The sequence below is a fragment of the Kitasatospora sp. NPDC127035 genome, from assembly GCF_042726075.1.
Lineage (GTDB): Bacteria > Actinomycetota > Actinomycetes > Streptomycetales > Streptomycetaceae > Kitasatospora.
On the sequence record NZ_JBHXDN010000010.1, the window covers coordinates 159,363 to 174,175 of the forward strand.

At 74.7% G+C, this 14,813-nt stretch carries 14 protein-coding genes, 1 tRNA gene and 1 riboswitch; of the genes, 4 read left to right on the forward strand and 11 right to left on the reverse strand.

Translation table 11 applies throughout. The features are described 5' to 3' along the window. Nucleotides 1-36: 36 nt before the first annotated feature. The 7 genes from ACFWIC_RS09475 to ACFWIC_RS09505 all read right to left on the reverse strand — a co-directional run bounded on the left by ACFWIC_RS09475 (nt 37) and on the right by ACFWIC_RS09505 (nt 8,282). Nucleotides 37-1,110, reverse strand: coding sequence for a cytochrome P450 (locus ACFWIC_RS09475; RefSeq protein WP_329947884.1), 1,074 nt, complete (start codon nt 1,108-1,110; stop codon nt 37-39). Next, nucleotides 1,107-2,660, reverse strand: coding sequence for a cytochrome P450 (locus ACFWIC_RS09480; RefSeq protein WP_380356488.1), 1,554 nt, complete (start codon nt 2,658-2,660; stop codon nt 1,107-1,109). Before ACFWIC_RS09480 ends, ACFWIC_RS09475 begins: the two co-directional genes overlap by 4 nt. After that, entirely contained in the window at nt 2,657-3,226 is a 570-nt protein-coding gene (locus ACFWIC_RS09485; protein ID WP_329878645.1) for an ATP/GTP-binding protein, read from the reverse strand. Before ACFWIC_RS09485 ends, ACFWIC_RS09480 begins: the two co-directional genes overlap by 4 nt. Nucleotides 3,227-3,284: 58 nt before the next feature. After that, complete coding sequence (locus ACFWIC_RS09490) at nt 3,285-3,632, reverse strand: DUF742 domain-containing protein (RefSeq protein ID WP_329878558.1); 348 nt, start codon at nt 3,630-3,632, stop codon at nt 3,285-3,287. After that, nucleotides 3,629-4,042, reverse strand: a complete 414-nt coding sequence (locus tag ACFWIC_RS09495) for a roadblock/LC7 domain-containing protein (protein ID WP_329878555.1) — start codon at nt 4,040-4,042, stop codon at nt 3,629-3,631. The genes ACFWIC_RS09490 and ACFWIC_RS09495 overlap by 4 nt, the downstream gene beginning before the upstream one ends. Further along, nucleotides 4,026-5,702 (reverse strand): ATP-binding protein, encoded by a 1,677-nt coding sequence (locus ACFWIC_RS09500; RefSeq protein ID WP_380517337.1) that lies wholly within the window; start codon nt 5,700-5,702, stop codon nt 4,026-4,028. Before ACFWIC_RS09500 ends, ACFWIC_RS09495 begins: the two co-directional genes overlap by 17 nt. 162 nt (nt 5,703-5,864) lie before the next feature. Next, nucleotides 5,865-8,282 carry a SpoIIE family protein phosphatase gene (locus tag ACFWIC_RS09505; RefSeq protein WP_380517291.1) on the reverse strand — a complete coding sequence of 806 codons (2,418 nt, stop codon included), beginning with the start codon at nt 8,280-8,282 and terminating at the stop codon, nt 5,865-5,867. A 284-nt stretch (nt 8,283-8,566) separates the two neighbouring features. On the opposite strand from ACFWIC_RS09505, the gene ACFWIC_RS09510 reads away from it, so the two are divergent. Beyond that, nucleotides 8,567-8,640: transfer RNA gene (locus ACFWIC_RS09510), tRNA-Ile, on the forward strand. 174 nt (nt 8,641-8,814) lie between these two features. Here the strand turns inward: ACFWIC_RS09510 and ACFWIC_RS09515 are convergent. From ACFWIC_RS09515 to ACFWIC_RS09525, 3 genes are all read right to left on the reverse strand, one after another. Next, nucleotides 8,815-9,384, reverse strand: coding sequence for a TetR-like C-terminal domain-containing protein (locus ACFWIC_RS09515; protein ID WP_329947887.1), 570 nt, complete (start codon nt 9,382-9,384; stop codon nt 8,815-8,817). Between the two features lie 133 nt (nt 9,385-9,517). Further along, nucleotides 9,518-10,417, reverse strand: coding sequence for an alpha/beta fold hydrolase (locus tag ACFWIC_RS09520; RefSeq protein WP_380517294.1), 900 nt, complete (start codon nt 10,415-10,417; stop codon nt 9,518-9,520). Between the two features lie 138 nt (nt 10,418-10,555). Further along, nucleotides 10,556-10,846: a YiaA/YiaB family inner membrane protein gene (locus ACFWIC_RS09525; RefSeq protein WP_329878547.1), complete on the reverse strand. Its 291-nt coding sequence runs from the start codon at nt 10,844-10,846 to the stop codon at nt 10,556-10,558. Nucleotides 10,847-11,090: 244 nt separating this feature from the next. After that, nucleotides 11,091-11,249: riboswitch (cyclic di-AMP (ydaO/yuaA leader) on the forward strand. 12 nt (nt 11,250-11,261) lie between these two features. On the opposite strand from ACFWIC_RS09525, the gene ACFWIC_RS09530 reads away from it, so the two are divergent. Further along, nucleotides 11,262-12,131 carry a M23 family metallopeptidase gene (locus ACFWIC_RS09530; protein WP_329878545.1) on the forward strand — a complete coding sequence of 290 codons (870 nt, stop codon included), beginning with the start codon at nt 11,262-11,264 and terminating at the stop codon, nt 12,129-12,131. A gap of 126 nt (nt 12,132-12,257) precedes the next feature. Here ACFWIC_RS09530 and ACFWIC_RS09535 read toward each other — a convergent pair whose 3' ends face one another. After that, nucleotides 12,258-13,253, reverse strand: a complete 996-nt coding sequence (locus tag ACFWIC_RS09535; RefSeq protein ID WP_380361193.1) for a hypothetical protein — start codon at nt 13,251-13,253, stop codon at nt 12,258-12,260. A gap of 43 nt (nt 13,254-13,296) precedes the next feature. On the opposite strand from ACFWIC_RS09535, the gene ACFWIC_RS09540 reads away from it, so the two are divergent. Next, nucleotides 13,297-13,872 carry a GNAT family N-acetyltransferase gene (locus ACFWIC_RS09540; RefSeq protein WP_380361194.1) on the forward strand — a complete coding sequence of 192 codons (576 nt, stop codon included), beginning with the start codon at nt 13,297-13,299 and terminating at the stop codon, nt 13,870-13,872. A 144-nt stretch (nt 13,873-14,016) separates the two neighbouring features. Beyond that, nucleotides 14,017-14,748 carry a sensor domain-containing protein gene (locus tag ACFWIC_RS09545; RefSeq protein WP_329947891.1) on the forward strand — a complete coding sequence of 244 codons (732 nt, stop codon included), beginning with the start codon at nt 14,017-14,019 and terminating at the stop codon, nt 14,746-14,748. Nucleotides 14,749-14,813: the final 65 nt, after the last annotated feature.

Below are 14,813 nucleotides of genomic sequence, written 5' to 3' on the forward strand. Positions count from 1 at the left end.
CAACGACCCGGCCGCCCCGCGGTCACTTCCGCAGGGTCAGACGGTCACCCGCAGCGTCCGCACGCTGTTGCTGACGAAGGACCCGATCGGCTCCGGCGCCGGGCCCTGCGCGAGCGCCAGCCCGGGGTACCGCGCGAACAGGGACCGCAGCGCCGTCTCCGCCTCCATCCGGGCGAGCCCGGAGCCGAGGCAGAAGTGCGGGCCGTGGCCGAACGACAGGTGCCGGTTCGGCTTGCGGGTGAGGTCGAAGCGGTCGGCCTCCTCGTAGTGCCCGGAGTCCCGTCCGGCGGCGGCGTACGAGGCGAGCAGAGCGTCCCCGCGCCGGATCACGGCGTCCCCGACCGGGATGTCCTCGACCGCGTACCGGAGCGGGAACTGGCCGACCGGCGAGTCGTAGCGCAGCGTCTCCTCCACCACCGCGGACCAGGACGCGGTGCCGTTCAGCACCAGCTCCAGCTGGTCGGGGTGGGCGAGCAGCGCCCGGACGGCGTTGGTGATCAGGTTGAGCGTCGTCTCGTGGCCGGCCACCAGCATCAGCAGCAGGGTGCCGACCAGCTCCTGTTCGCTGAGCCGGTCGGTGTCCTCGCGCGCGGCGATCAGGTCGGTGGTGAGGTCGTCGCCCGGTTCGGCCCGCTTGGCGGCGACCACGGAGGCGAGCAGGGCGAACAGCGCCCGCTGGGCGGCGACCGCGGCCTCGGGGGTGGCCGAGCTGGAGACCAGGGTGTCGGAGAGCTCGTGCAGCTCGTCCTGCTGCTTGGGCGGCAGGCCGAGCAGCTCGCCGATCACCTGCATGGGCAGCGGGTAGGCGAAGTGCTCGCGCAGGTCGAACTCGCCCTCCAGGCCGGCTATCCGGTCGAGCAGGGCGACGGTCCGGGCCTCGATGGCGGGTTGCAGCGCGGCGACCCGGCGCGGGGTGAACGCCTGGGTGACCAGGCCGCGCAGCCGCCGGTGGTCGTCGCCGTCCGTGGTGATCATGCCGGGAACGGTGACGAAGTTGATCAGCGGCCACCCCTCGGGCAGCCGGCCCTCCCGGAACACCGTCCACAGCTGCGGGTTCTTGCCGACGCGCGGGTCGGCGAGCAGCTCCTGGAGGGTGTCGTGATGGGTCACTGCCCAGACCACCACCCCGCCAGGGAGCTCCACCAGGACCGCCGGGCCGGCTTCCCGGAGCCGGAGGTTCTCCCCGTGCTGGTCCCGTCCGAAGGGGTCGAGCCGGACGGGGTCGGGCCGGACGGGCGCGCCTGCCCCGGCGTCGGACCCCCCTCGGAGGGGGACGGCTCCGTGGCCGGGTCGGTCGTGCTCGGCGGCTGCGGCGGTGTCCATGCGGCGGGCCTCTCGGGGGCTTGCGGTCGGGGCGGGGTGAAGGCGCTGTAGAGCACCGGCAGGCTGACCAGGGCACGCGACCAGGGCGACGGACGCCAGGCCAGCTCGCTCGGCGGTACGGCCAGTTGGAGGTCCGGAAGGCGGTGGAGCAGGGTCTCGACGGCGGTCTCGACGATGATCCGGGCCGGCTGCTGGGCCGGGCAGACGTGCTTGCCGGCGCCCCAGGCCAGGTGGGCCCGGTTGCCGCCCAGCGCGCCGTGCCCGGGCGTGCCGGTGCCCTGGGCGGCCGGGTCGGCGTTGGCGGCGGCCAGCCCCAGGACGAGCATGTCGCCGCGGCTGATGTACTGGCCGCCGAGGACGGTGTCGCCGGTGGCCCACCGGCCGGGGAAGTTCTGCGTCGGCGGGTCGCGCCAGAGCACCTCCTCCAGCGCGTCGGCGACGGTCAGCCGCCCGCCGGTGAGGGTGGCCCGGAACCGGCGGTCGGTCAGCAGCAGCCGCAGCGTGTTGCCGGTCCAGCAGATGGTGGTCTCGTTGCCGGCGACCATCATCACGACCAGGTGGTGCACCGCCTCCTCGTCGGTCAGCCCGGCCGGGTGGGCCAGCAGCCAGGAGGTGAGGTCGGCACTGGGCGTGGTCCGGCGGAGGCGGACCAGGTCGACCAGGATCGCCTGGAACTCGGCGTTGGCGCGCACCGACTCGGCGCCGCTGTCGGCGATGTGGCTGATCAGCTGGATCAGGTGCTGGCCGGTCTCGGCGGCCAGCCCGAGCAGTTGGGTGAAGACGAGCAGCGGCAGCCGGCGCGCGTACTGGGCGACCAGGTCGGCGGTGCCGTCCGGGCCCCAGCTGTCGATCAGCGCGTCGGCGGCGGTCTCGGTGGTCTCGCGCAGCTGCCGGTGGTCGATCTGGGCGAGCGTGTCGGCGACGGCGGCGCGCAGCCGCTGGTGCTCGGCGCCGTCCAGGTTGAGCAGGGTAGGGCGCCAGGCGGTCATCGGCTGGAGCCGGGAGTCGGGGGCCAGCCGGCCCTCGGCGGGGACCCGCCAGCGGCGCGAGTCCTTGGAGAACAGCGCCTCGTTGCGGGTGAGTTCGAGCAGCTCGGGGTAGCCGACGACCAGCCAGGCCTCGACGCCGGGCTCCAGCTCGATCGGCGCGACCGGGCCGTACTGGGCGCGCAGCCGGGCGTACAGACCGTGCGGGTCGTCGGCGACGGCCGTGCCGTACAGCGGGGTGAGCGGCACTCCGACCGGCAGCCCGCCGGGGAGCCCGCCGGACGGTGGGCCGCCCGCGTGCGCGGGGCAGCCGGGCGGCGGAAGCGCGGTACCGGGCTCGGGGGTCGTCATCGCTGGAGCTCCAGTACGGCCGTGGAGTGCAGGTGGTCGACGAAGTCGATCAGCAGGTCGTACGAGGCCCGTCGGTCCCGTGCGTCGCAGTACAGGATCGGCGCCTCGGGCAGCAGGTCCAGTGCCGACCGCAGCTCCTCCTCCGGGTAGCTCGGGGTGTCCGGGAAGGTGTTGACGGCCACCGCGAACGGGATCCGTTGTTCCTCCAGCCGGCCGAGCACCTCGAAGCTCTCGTCCGGCCGGCGCAGGTCCACCATGGCGATGGCGCCGAGCGCGCCGCGCGACAGGTCGTCCCAGAGCGGCCAGAACCGCTGCTGGCCCGGCGTGCCGAAGAGGTAGAGGGCGAGCCGGGCGTTGAGCGTGATCCGGCCGAAGTCCAGCGCGACCGTGGTGGTGGTCTTCTCGCTGCGCCCGGTGAGGTCGTCGACCCCGCTGCTGGCGGCGGTCATGGTCTCCTCGGTGCGCAGCGGGGTGATCTCGCTGAGCGAGCCGACCAGGGTGGTCTTGCCCACCCCGAACGGGCCGGTGACGAGGATCTTGACGGCGCCCTGGACGGACGGCGGCAGGTACCGGGGTTCGGCGGGGCGGTCGGCGGACGCGCCGGCGGGAGCGCCGGCGAGGGCGTCAGCGGAGTTGGCGGAGGCCAACGAGTACCTCTTCCAGGAGGGTTGTGGGCAGGCGTTCGGCCTGCGGGACGGGCGGGAGCACCTGGACGGCGCCGAGGTCCCAGAGGTCGCCGACCAGGACCTTGACGACACCGAGCGGCAGGCCCAGGTAGGCGGCCACCTCGGCGATCGAGAGCAGGCTGCGGCAGAGGTCCAGGATCCGTTGGTGCTCGCGGTTGAGCAGCGCGTCCTCGGGCAGTGCGGGCCGGTCGGGTAAGGCGGTGACCAGGCTCTCGACGGCCAGCGCGGTCCTGGTGGGACGGCTGCGGCCGCCGGTGATGACGTAGGGCCGGACCGGCCCGTTCACCGCAGCCCCTCCGCCGCGAGGTCGGCGCGCGGCGGACTCGTGAGGTGGGAGCCGATCCGCTCGACCAGGACCTGCATCTGGTAGGCGACCAGCCCGGCGTCCACCGCCTCGGCGGTCACCACGGCCAGGTGGGCACCGGCGCCGGCGGCGACGATGAAGAGGTAGCCGCCGCCGTACTCGATGATGATCTGGCGGGTCGCGCTGCCGTGGCCGCCGAACCCCTGGGCGACGCCGCGGGCCAGTGACTGGAGGCCGGAGCAGGCGGCGGCGAGTCGTTCGGCGTCCTCGCGCACGATGCCCTCGCTGCGTCCGATCTCCAGGCCGTCGTTGGACACCACGACGGCGTGCTGGACCTCGGGGACGGAGACGATGTCGGCGAGGAGCCAGCCGAGGTCAGGGGTGGTGGTCATGGAACTCTCCGGAGCGCTGGGGAAGCTGGGGGGAAGCGGGAAGGGAAGGGTCGTGCGGGGCGTGCGACCGGCCGGGGTTCTGGCCGTGGCCCGGGGAGTGGGCCCGATCGTCGCCCTGAGGGTGGCCCTGGGGGTGGCCCGGGGAGTGGGCCTGGGCCTGGACGGCCGAGCGGCCGCTGGCCGTGCCGGCCTGGAACATCGCCATGAACGTCTGCGCCTGCTGGGCCGAGCGGTACGGCGGAGCGGCCGGCGGGGTCGGAGCGGCGGACGCGGCGTGCCGGTTGGCCCGGTCGCGCCGGTGGCTCCGGCGGGGCAGCGGCGGCGGCGTGGCGCCGGCCTCGGCGGGCCGGTCGGCCGACGGGGTGTCGGCCGAGGGGATGCCGGGTGCTCCCGGCGTGCCGGCCACCGGCGGGTAGCCGGTCGCCGGGGGGTACAGCGGCGGGTACTCGGAGGGTGCCGGGTACCCGTACGGGTCCTGCGCGGACTGCGGCCCGGTCGGGCCCTGCTGCCCGTAGGCGCCCGGTGCTCCGAACGCGCCCTGCTGCCCGTACCCGTCCGGCTGCCCGTACGCGCCGGGTGATCCGTGAACGCCCGGGGACCCGTGCGCGCCGTGCGCGTCGGGCGATCCGTACGGACCCTGCGGCCCGTGCGTGCCCTGGGGGCCGTGTGCCGGGGACCGGCCGGGCGCGGGGGAGCCCGACCGGGGAGCGGCGGACCGGCGCGGACCGTGGCCGAACACGGCGTCGTCCGTGCCGAGGCCGGGCACGGTCGACGGCAGCGGTTCGGTGAGCAGCGCGTTCGGCAGCAGCACGACGACCCGCACTCCGCCGTACGGCGAGGGCGCGGAGCTGAGGGTGACCCGGAACCCGTACTGCTCGGAGAGCCGGCCGACCGCCGCCAGCCCGAGCTGCGGGACCTCGCCGAGGCGGGAGACCTCGATCGCGGGCCCGCCGCCCAGCGCGGCGGCCGCCTTGGAGACGGCCTGCTCGGGCATGCCGACGCCGCCGTCGTCGATCTCGATCACGGCGCCGTTGTGCACGGGCATCAGGGTGACGAACACCTGGGTGCTGGGCGGGGAGTAGCGGGTGGCGTTGTCCAGCAGCTCGGCGACGGCGTGGATCAGCGCCTCGGCGGCGGCCCCGACCACGGCGGTCTCGATCCGGCTGCGGACCACCACCCGCTGGAAGGGCAGGATCCGCGACTGCGCACCGCGCACCACGTCCTCCAGCGTGACCGGCTCGGGCCAGTGCCGACCGGCCCGGGCGCCGCAGAGCACGGCCAGGGTCTGGGCCAGTCGTGCCTGTTGGGCGGCGGCGTGGTCCGCCTTGAGCAGGCCCTCCAGCAGGGCCGGATCGTCGTGGGTGCGCTCCATCTCGTCCAGCAGGGCCTGCTGGTCGTGCGCCATCACGAGGATCCGGCGGGCCACGCTGAGGAACGCCCGCTGGGTGGAGGCGTTGAGCTCCTGTTCCTGCTGGACGGCGGCCAGTTCGGCGCCGCGGCGGCTCAGTTCGGCGGTGAGCTGTTCCTTGAGGCGGTCGATCTCGCGCTGCTGCTGGGTGACCCGACGGCGCTGGGTGGCGGAGACCGCGCGGTAGCGGGCGGCGGCCACGAGGGCGAGGGCGGCGAGTACGCCGGTTGCCGTTGCGCACCACTGAGTCATCGTCACGCCGCGAATTCTAGGGTGATGATCCTACGAAGGTGTGAACGGATCTCGCCAAGTGACCAGAACTCGTCGATATCCCGTCAATAGCACGCCGATCCACCGTTCTTCGGGCCCGACCGGACGGTCACCGAACACTTCGTCCGCGCCCGTGCAAGGGCCTTATTGCCCTGATGACAAGCGGTGCAGCAACAGGAGGGCGACGTCGTCCGGACGGGAGCGGCGTTCGGTCACGTTCAACGTGAGCAGATCGGCCAGCCGCTCCAGCGCCGGCCCCGGCCCGACCCGGACCGGACCGGTGCTGCGCGCCCACAGCTCCAGCCCGCCGAGCATCCGGTGCACCGACTCGTCGTAGTCCTCCTCCCGGTCCTCCACCAGGCCGTCGGTGTAGGCGAGCAGCGTCTCGCCGGGCGCCAGGTGCTCCACCACCAGCGGGTAGGGCGCGTCCGGGTCGACGCCCAGGGGCGGCCCGCCGGGCAGTTCCAGCTCCACCGCCCGGGCGTTCTCGGCGATCCGGACCGGGGCCGGGTGCCCGGCGCGGGCCGCCCGCAGCGTGCCGTCGGCCGGATCGAGCGTGAGGTAGAGGCAGGTGGCGAACAGGTCGGTGTCCAGCTCGGTGAGCAGCCGGCTGGTCCGGGACAGCGTGGCGGCCGGGTCGTGCCCGTCCGTGGCGTACGCGCGGAGACCGCTGCGCAGCTGCCCCATCACGGCCGTCGCCTCGGCGTTGTGGCCCTGGACGTCACCGATCACCAGGCCGATCCGGCCCTCCGGCAGCCGCAGCAGGTCGTACCAGTCGCCGCCGATCTGCATGCCCTCGGTGCTCGGCAGGTAGCGGGCGGCGCTGGCGATCCCGGGCAGCCGGGGCAGCGAACGCGGCAGCATCGCGCGTTGCAGCTCGGTGGCCCGGTGGTGGTGGGTGTCGTAGAGCCGGGCGCGTTCCAGCGACTGGGCGAGGATGCCGGCGAACGCCGAGTAGAGGGTGCGGTCCTCGCGGCCGAAGGCGCGTTCGGTGGCGAAGGTGATCAGGCAGGAGCCGACCTGCCGGCCGGAGGCGATCAGCGGCAGCACCGCCCAGGCCGCCGGGGCGAGCGGCCCGTCCCCGGTGCTGCCGCCCCCGCCCTGCCCGTCCGGGTCCTGCCCGTCCGTGACCTGGCCGTCCCCGCCCTGCCCGTCCCCGTTCCCCGCCTCCGCCGACGCCCCCCGCCCGGGCCCGCCCGGGCCCCGCGCGGTCCGGCCGGGCTCGCTGAACAGGGGTGCGGAGCGGGCCAGGGCGCGCTGCATCACCCCCTCCGAGAGGTCGGCCAGCCGGGTCAGCTCGGTACGCCGCGCACCGCCGTAGACGGTGTGCGAGACGGGCAGCAGCCGGCCCTCGTCGACCAGGTCGAGCACGATGCCGGCGGCGCCGAAGGCCGGCCGGGCGACATCGGTGACCGTCGTGGTCACGTCCCGGACGGTGACCGCCCGGGAGAGGGCCCGGGTCAGGGCCAGCAGCAGGGCGGAGCGGGCTCCGACGGCCGGGGTGCCGCTCTCCGGGGCGGCCGGGCGCTCCTCGGGCGCGCGGCCGTGGTCGCGGTCGGCGAGCAGTCCGGCGATCCGGACCGGCCGGCGGTGCACGTCCAGCATCACCTCCCCGGTCTCCTCGATCCGGATCACTCCGCTGCCGCCCCGGCGCGGTACCCGGTAGCGGATCCGGTACGGACCGCCGGTGGCGAGCGCCTCGGCGAGCGCGGCCTGGACGTCGGGCAGGTCCTCGGGGTGGACGAGCAGGTCGAGGTCCGGCGCGGGGGCCGGCCCGCTCCCGTCCGGTGCGGGTCGGCCGACCAGCCGGTGGGCGTGGGCGTCCCAGTAGGTCTCGCCGGTGACCAGGTCGCGCTCGAAGGCGCCGTGTCCGGCGGCCCGGAGGGCGAGCGAGAGCATCGGGTGGCCCGGTGCGGAGGCCGGACCGGTGCCGTCGGGATCCGGCCCGGGGCGCACACCGCCCGGCCCGCGCCGTCCGGCCGACCCGCCCGGCGCGGCCGACCCGCCCGGCGCGGCGGGTGCGCCCCGGTCGGTCCGGTCCCGGCGTTCGGGGTGTGCGTGGTCGAGCAGGTGGGCGAGCCGGTGGGCGCAGGCGTCGCCGAGGGTCTCCAGCACGTCCAGGTCGCGTCGGGGGACGGTGCCCCGGTGGGCGAGGGCGAGGGCGAGCACGCCCACCGGTTGTTCGTCGACGACCATCGGCAGGGCGATGACGGCGACCATTCCGGTGCCCATCCCGGCGTTCCGATTGGGGTAGTCGACGCTGGTGCGCTCGGGGCTGAGGAGGTACGGCCGGCGCAGCCGGAGCGCCGTCGCGGCGGGGAGGTCACCGGCCGGATCGACGACGCCGTAGCGCTCGTGGGCCCAGTCGGGGAGGCCGTGGGAGGCGGTGAGCCGGAGCATTCCGGTGGAGTCCAGCAGGTAGAGCGCGGAACCCTCGCCGGTGATCCAGGCCGGCCCCTCGGCGAGGACGGTTCCGAGCAGTTCGGCGGCGCTGGTGCAGCCGAGCAATAAGCGCACACAGCGCATGGCACTGCGCGCGGTGGGGCTGCTGCGCGGGTCCACGGGATTTCCGGCCTTTCCGGTTCCTTATGAGCCAGTCAATTCTTAATACCCTATTTCCAGTGCTGGCGAGCGGTAGCCCGGACGGCGTACCGGAGTCGGGGTCCGGCCGTCGGTGGTGCCCGCCCTGCGTCGCCGGTGGACGGCCCTTCCGGACGGCCGTCCGCCGGCCGGGCCAATCTAACCCCTGATGGTCGATTGATCCCGTTTGTCCGTTCGGAACCGCCCGCGGGGCGGCCGGTGGCGTGGCACCCCCTTCCGGTCCGGTACCCTTCTCCGTGCAGCACGGGGCTATAGCTCAGACGGTTAGAGCGCTTCCCTGATAAGGAAGAGGCCACAGGTTCAAGTCCTGTTAGCCCCACAGCACCGAAGGGCCCGGAGCGTCCCCCGCTCCGGGCCCTTCGTCGTTCTCCGTCCGCGGACCGCGGCCCCCGCCCCTTCTCGCCGCCGCAGGTCGTCCCTCCCGCACGGCGCCGGGCGCGGGGCTCGTGGGCCGGGGCCCGGGCGCCGGGACGCCCGCGGGCCCGGGGGGCCCTCAGGGCCGGGGCCAGCCGTGCAGTCCGGCCGTCAGCACGGTGATCATCCGGTCCTGGGTGTCCTCCAGGTCCTCGGCGAGCCGGAAGCCGCCGCCGATCGAGAGCGCCGCGAAGCCGTGGGCCAGCGAGCGGAAGGTCCGGGCCGCGTGGATCGCCTCGGAGCCCTCCAGCCCGTACGCGCGCAGCACCGCGACGATCACTCCGACCAGCCGGGCCGCCGCCGCAGCGAGGTCCTCGTCCGGCTGCGGCGCCTGCGGCAGGGCGCCGTACCGGTGCGGGTGCTCGGTGGCGTACGCGTGGTAGGCGCGCAGGACGGCGGCGACGGCGTCGTCCCCGCCGCGTCCGACGGCGGCCTCGGCCAGCCGGTCGGCCAGTTCTCCGGTCACCCGGACCGCGACCAGCCGGCGCAGCTCGGCGAGGCCGCCGCTGACGTGCTTGTACAGCGAGGGGGTGGCGACGCCGGCGCGCCCGGCGACGGCGGCCAGGGTGAGGGCTTCGGGGCCCTGCTCGTCGACGAGGGCGAGGGCGTGGTCGACGACCTGCTCGGGGGTCAGACCGACTCGGGGCACGGCGGTTCTCCAGGGTGCTTCGGTGGTGGCTGGGGCTGCGAGGGGCGCGTACGGCCGCTCAGGGCCGCGCGGAGCCGCTCAGGGCCGGGCTGCGCGGTTTCGGGCCCGGGGGGAGCCGGGCCCCGTGGGCGGCTCAGGCCAGGGCGGCGAGGAAGGGCAGCAGGGCGTCGGCGGTGGCCTGCGGGTGGTCGGCCATCGGGTAGTGCCCGGCGCCCTCGATCATCACCTTCCGCGCGTCGAGCGCGGCGGCCTGCCGGTCGGCGACCAGTTCCGGCTTCGAGAAGTCGGGGTCCTTGGAGCCCATCACGACCAGGGCCGGGCACCGCACGGCTGAGGTCCAGCCGGTGGGCGCGGAGTCCCCGCGGACGTAGCCGCGGGTGGCGGTCTTCCGGCCGGGGGTGCGCATCGCGGCGACCAGCCCGTCGACGTAGGCGTCGTGGTCGGCCGGCTTGGCGGTCGGGTAGGCGAACCTCCGCTGGTACAGGCCCCAGAAGGCCGGCGAGTGGACGAGGAGGGCGCCCATCGCGCCGACCACCGCGCGCTGCAGGGCGTTCGGCGGCGGGTTCTCGACGAAGGCGTCCAGCAGGACGATCCCGGCGACCCGCTCCGGCGCGTCCCCGGCGGCCCGGACCACGGTGGCGCCGGTGTACGAGCTGCCCGCCAGGGCGGCCCGCTCGATGCCGAGGTGGTCGAGCAGGGCGAGGACGTCGCGGGCGATCGCGGAGGGCGAGTAGTCGTCCCAGGTGATCGAGGACTCGCCGAAGCCCCGCAGGTCCATGGTGATCACCCGGCGGCCGGCGGCGGTCAGCAGCGGGCGCAGGTGCCGGTAGGTGGCCCGGCTGTCGAGCATGCCGGGGAGCAGAACGACGGGGACGCCGTCGCCGTGGCCGGAGTCGTCGAAGGCGAGTCGGCCGCCGGGGAGGTCGAGGTAGCGGGTGACGGGGGCGGTGCCGGTCATGGTGGGCCTCCTCGGTCCGCCGCGGGCGGGCTCGCCGCGCGGGTTCGGGTCGTCGGCGACTGCGCCGATAGCCATAAAGCTAAGGCTAATAGCCTTAGCCGTCAAGCTATGACCCGCTTCCGAGGGGGGCGGGCGCGGCGGCCGGGCGTGACGACCGGTCCGGCGGCCGGCCCGGTGACCGCTCCCGGCGGAGGCGCCGGGGCGCCCTCCGCCTCAGACCCCCTCCACCTTGAACGGGTCGTGCTCGGCCAGCAGCTTGTCCAGCCGGGCCTGGTCGACCCGGGTGACCAGCTCGGTGGACTCCTGCCGGTCCCGGACCACCTTGGCCAGCGTGAACGCGGAGGTGATGGTGTAGAGCAGGCCGAGGCCGAGGAAGGCCCGGGTCCAGGCCCCGACCGGGAGGTAGGCGATGCCGATCGCGAGGGCGACGGCGGACAGGAAGAAGGACAGGACGGCCTGGACGTAGTACGCGGCCGTGGTGCGTGACTGCATCGGTGTGCTCATGGCGCCAGGATGGCCGCGCGGACTCCGGTCGCACATGAGTAGAGGTACTCAGATGGGGGGCCGTTCGTTGACGTCCTATCACGTTCGGTAGTGTCAGTTGTCGTCAATCGTCCCAAAACGCCCATCGGACCGCGCGTGTCCGGCCCGTATCCCGTCCTCCTCAACAGATGGCTTGGAATCGGGGGCCTCTCGGATTAACGTTTGATAACGCAGCGCGGTCCCTAACGCCGTAACCAGACGGCACCGTGCGCCGTCGCCTAATCCCGCCGGCCGGCCTTCGGGCAGGCCAGGGAGCCGGGGAACCATGTTCCTTGGGGTGAATCGGCCGGGCCCAGGCCCAGCCGTAGGAGACCTTCCTGCTCCGAACCCGTCAGCTAACCCGGTAGGCGCGAAGGAAGGAAAGGAGCGCGCCTCCGTGGCGTCGACGCACACCCCGGCACACCCGTCCGGCTTCTCCGCCGGTACCCAGCTGCTCGACCACCCCCGCCCTGCGGCCCACCCGGGCCTGTTCGGCGGCCCGGCGGACGAGACCGCTCCGCAGACCGCCGAGATCAACCGGCACCGGATGCCCCGTCAGACCCGCGGCACCGCTCCGCTGCTCGGCGTCACCGCCGTCGCGGCCACCCTGGGCGCCACCGGCTTCGCCTCCGCGACGCCGGCCGCCGCGCCCGCCGTCGAGGTGCCGGACGAGACCCCGGTCGCCCTCTCGGCCGACCCCGGGCTCGCCCTCGCCGCCAGGATCCAGCAGCAGGCCGACAGCCAGCGCACCGCCGCCGACGAGACCGCCCGGGTGCAGGCCGCCCAGGAGGCCGAGGCCAAGCGCGCCGCCCAGGTCGCCCAGCAGGCGCAGGCCAAGCGCGCCGCCGAGGAGGCCGAGAAGGCCAAGCTCGCCGCCATCAACCTGCCGGTGCGCGACTACAGCCTCTCCGCCCACTACGGCCAGAGCGCCCGCTACTGGGCCCACCTGCACACCGGCCTGGACTTCGCCGCCGACACGGGCACCGCCGTCTACGCGGTCGGCCAGGGCACCATCACCTCGGCCGGCTGGGCCGGGTCCTACGGCTACCGGATCGTCGAGACCCTGCCCGACGGCACCGAGATCTGGTACTGCCACCTCTCCTCGATCATCAAGGGCTCGGGCAAGGTCGTCCCCGGCCAGCAGATCGGCAAGGTCGGTGCCACCGGCAACGTCACCGGCCCGCACCTGCACCTGGAGGTCCGGCCCGGCGGCGGCGCCCCGGTCGACCCGGAGAGCTGGTTCGAGCAGCGCGGCATCAACCCCTGATCCCTGCGACCCCTGCCGAGCCGCGCTGAGCCGAGCCCGGCAGCCCGCGAGGCGCTGCGACCCGTTCGACGCCGAGGAGCCCCGGCGCGGTCCTTCGAGGACCGCGCCGGGGCTCCCGCGCGTCCGTCACGCCCCGGGCCGCTCCCCGGACTCTTCCCCGTGCGGCTCGCCCGACGGGTCGTCCCACCGGTCGCCCGACGGGTCGTCCGACGGGTGGTCCCACCGGAGGTCCGACGGGTCGTCCGGCGTCTCCTCCGGGAGCGCCGCCAGGTAGGCGTCGATCTCCGCCTGCCCGGGCTCCGCCGCCAGCTCCGGGAACTCGTCCACCAGCAGCCACGGCAGCCCCGGCACCGTCCACTCGCCGGAGAGCTCCAGCGCCGCCCCGACCGCCGCCTCCTCGAACGCCCCGAAGTCCCCGGCCAGCTCGGACGGCATCGGCCGGCCCAACGCGGTCAGCTCCGCCAGGTTCCGGTAACTGCGCTGCATCAGCCCCTGCTCCAGCAGCCGCCGCGCACCGTCCGACGCCATCCCGACCGCCAGCTCCCTGGTCCCGCCGCCCCAGCCCCCGTCGTCCACCGGGTCCAGTGTGCCGTCCTCCTCCAGCGCCGCGAACGCCGCCAGCCGCTCCTCCTCGGCCAGCCCTCCGAAGGCCTCCAGCCAGGACCGGACCGCGTCCCCGTCGGCGGTGTCCACCCCGTCGGCACGCAGCAGCAGGGTGTACAGCCGCGGCCAGGTCACCAGGTCGGCCCGGCGCAGCAGCCCGGTCGCCAGCTCGCCCTGCCACTCGGCCTCCGCGTGCAGCCGCTCCTGCCGCTTGGCGTTCAGCCGCCGCGCCGCCCGCTGGTGGTCGATCAGCAGCCGCACCGCCGCGCCGTACGCCAGCGGGTCCTCCCCCGGCGCGGGCTGGACGTACAGGTGCAGGCGTTCGTACAGCAGGTGCTCGACCGCGCCCGAGGTCAGTTCGGGCCAGCCGTCGTGCATCCTGCCCCCGCCCAGTTCCAGCAGCGCCAGCACTGCCCGGAGCGGGCCTTCCGGCACCGGCGCGCGGCCCTCCGTCTCCGCCCAGGCGAGCAGTTCGGCGGCCTTGGTGCGCGGGGCGAGCCGCAGGTCTTCGTCTTCCATAACCACGAACCGTAACCGCTGGTCGGGGGTAGGGTCGGCAGGCATGGTGCCCGTCCGACTCACCGGCCCCCGGCTGGCCATCCGCGAGTTCCACCACACCCCCGAGGACGTCGAGGCGCTGTACGCGGTCTTCGGTGACCCGGAGGCCACCCGGTACCTCCCGTTCGAGGCGCGCGACCGGGAGGACTGCGCCGACCAGATCGAGCAGTACCTGGAGGAGGCCCAGCAGGAGGAACGGACGGTCTACCGGCTCGCCGTCACCCGGCTCGCGGATGCCGAGGACCCGGCCGACGCCGTCCCGATCGGCAACGCCGCGCTAGGGCTCGGTGACCGCCGGTCCGCGTCGCTGGGCTACGCGCTGCGCCGCGACGTCTGGGGCCGCGGCTACGCGGGCGAGATCACCGAGCTGCTCTGCGGCCTGGCCTTCGGTGCGCTCGGCGTGCACCGGCTGGAGGCCCGGGTGGACGTCGACAACGCGGCGTCGGTCCGGGTCCTGGCCAGGGCCGGGTTCCGGCCGGAGGGCCGGATCCGGCACGACGTCCGCCTGCGCGGCCGCCGGCACGACTCCTACCGGTACGCCCTGCTCGCCGAGGAGTGGCCCGGTCCTGCGGGGCGGTGACGGGGGGACGCCGGGGGGAGGGGGGATAACCCCACCTCCGGTTCGCCGGGGAGCCGGATGTCCGCCGCGACGGCGTTTCGGCAGGCTTGAGGAGTCAGCAGGACACGCCGCACGAAGACCGACCCGAGGGACCGAGACCCCGCCATGAGCACCCACAGCATGCAGCGCAGCGAGTACGACGCGTACGACGCGTACGACCGCCACGACGGCGTCGTCCGTCGTACCGAGGAGCCGCCGTACGCCTGGCGGGCCCCGTTCACCTCCTACTTCTACCGAGAGCTCGGCTACACGCTGACCGGCCTGCCGGTGGTGACGGCCGGCTTCACCCTCGCCGTCACGCTGTTCTGCCTGGGCCTCGGCACCTTCGTCACCGTCCTCGGCCTGCCGGTGCTGGCCGCCCTGACCACGGCCGCCCGCGGTTTCGGCCGGCTGGAGCGGTCCCGGGTGCGCACCATGCTCGCCCTGGACGTGCCCGGCCCGGAGCCGGTCGTGGCCACCCGGCCCGGCGTCTGGGGCGGGGTCACCGCCCGCCTCGCCGACGCGGCCGGCTGGAAGGCCGTGCTCTACCAGGTGGTGATGTTCCCGTGGGCGATCCTCAGCCTCGTGATGTCGACGGTCTTCCTGACCGTGGGCTGGTCGCTCGCGCTCTACCCCGTCTACCACTGGGTCTTCCCGACCTACACCGACTGGCCCGGCTACAAGCTGTTCGACTTCTACGACAGCGACGGTGTCGAGCACGTCTTCTACGTCGAGTCGACGCCGCAGATCGCCGGCGTCTGCCTGATCGGCCTGCTCTTCGTCTTCGTCACCCCGCAGCTGGTGCGCGGCCTGACCAACGTCAACCGGCTCGCCGCCCGGGGCCTGCTCGGCCGCTGACCGCCCGCCTCGCCCGACCGCCGCTCCGCCCGCGCTTCCCGCTCCTCCTGACCCCCGGCCACTCT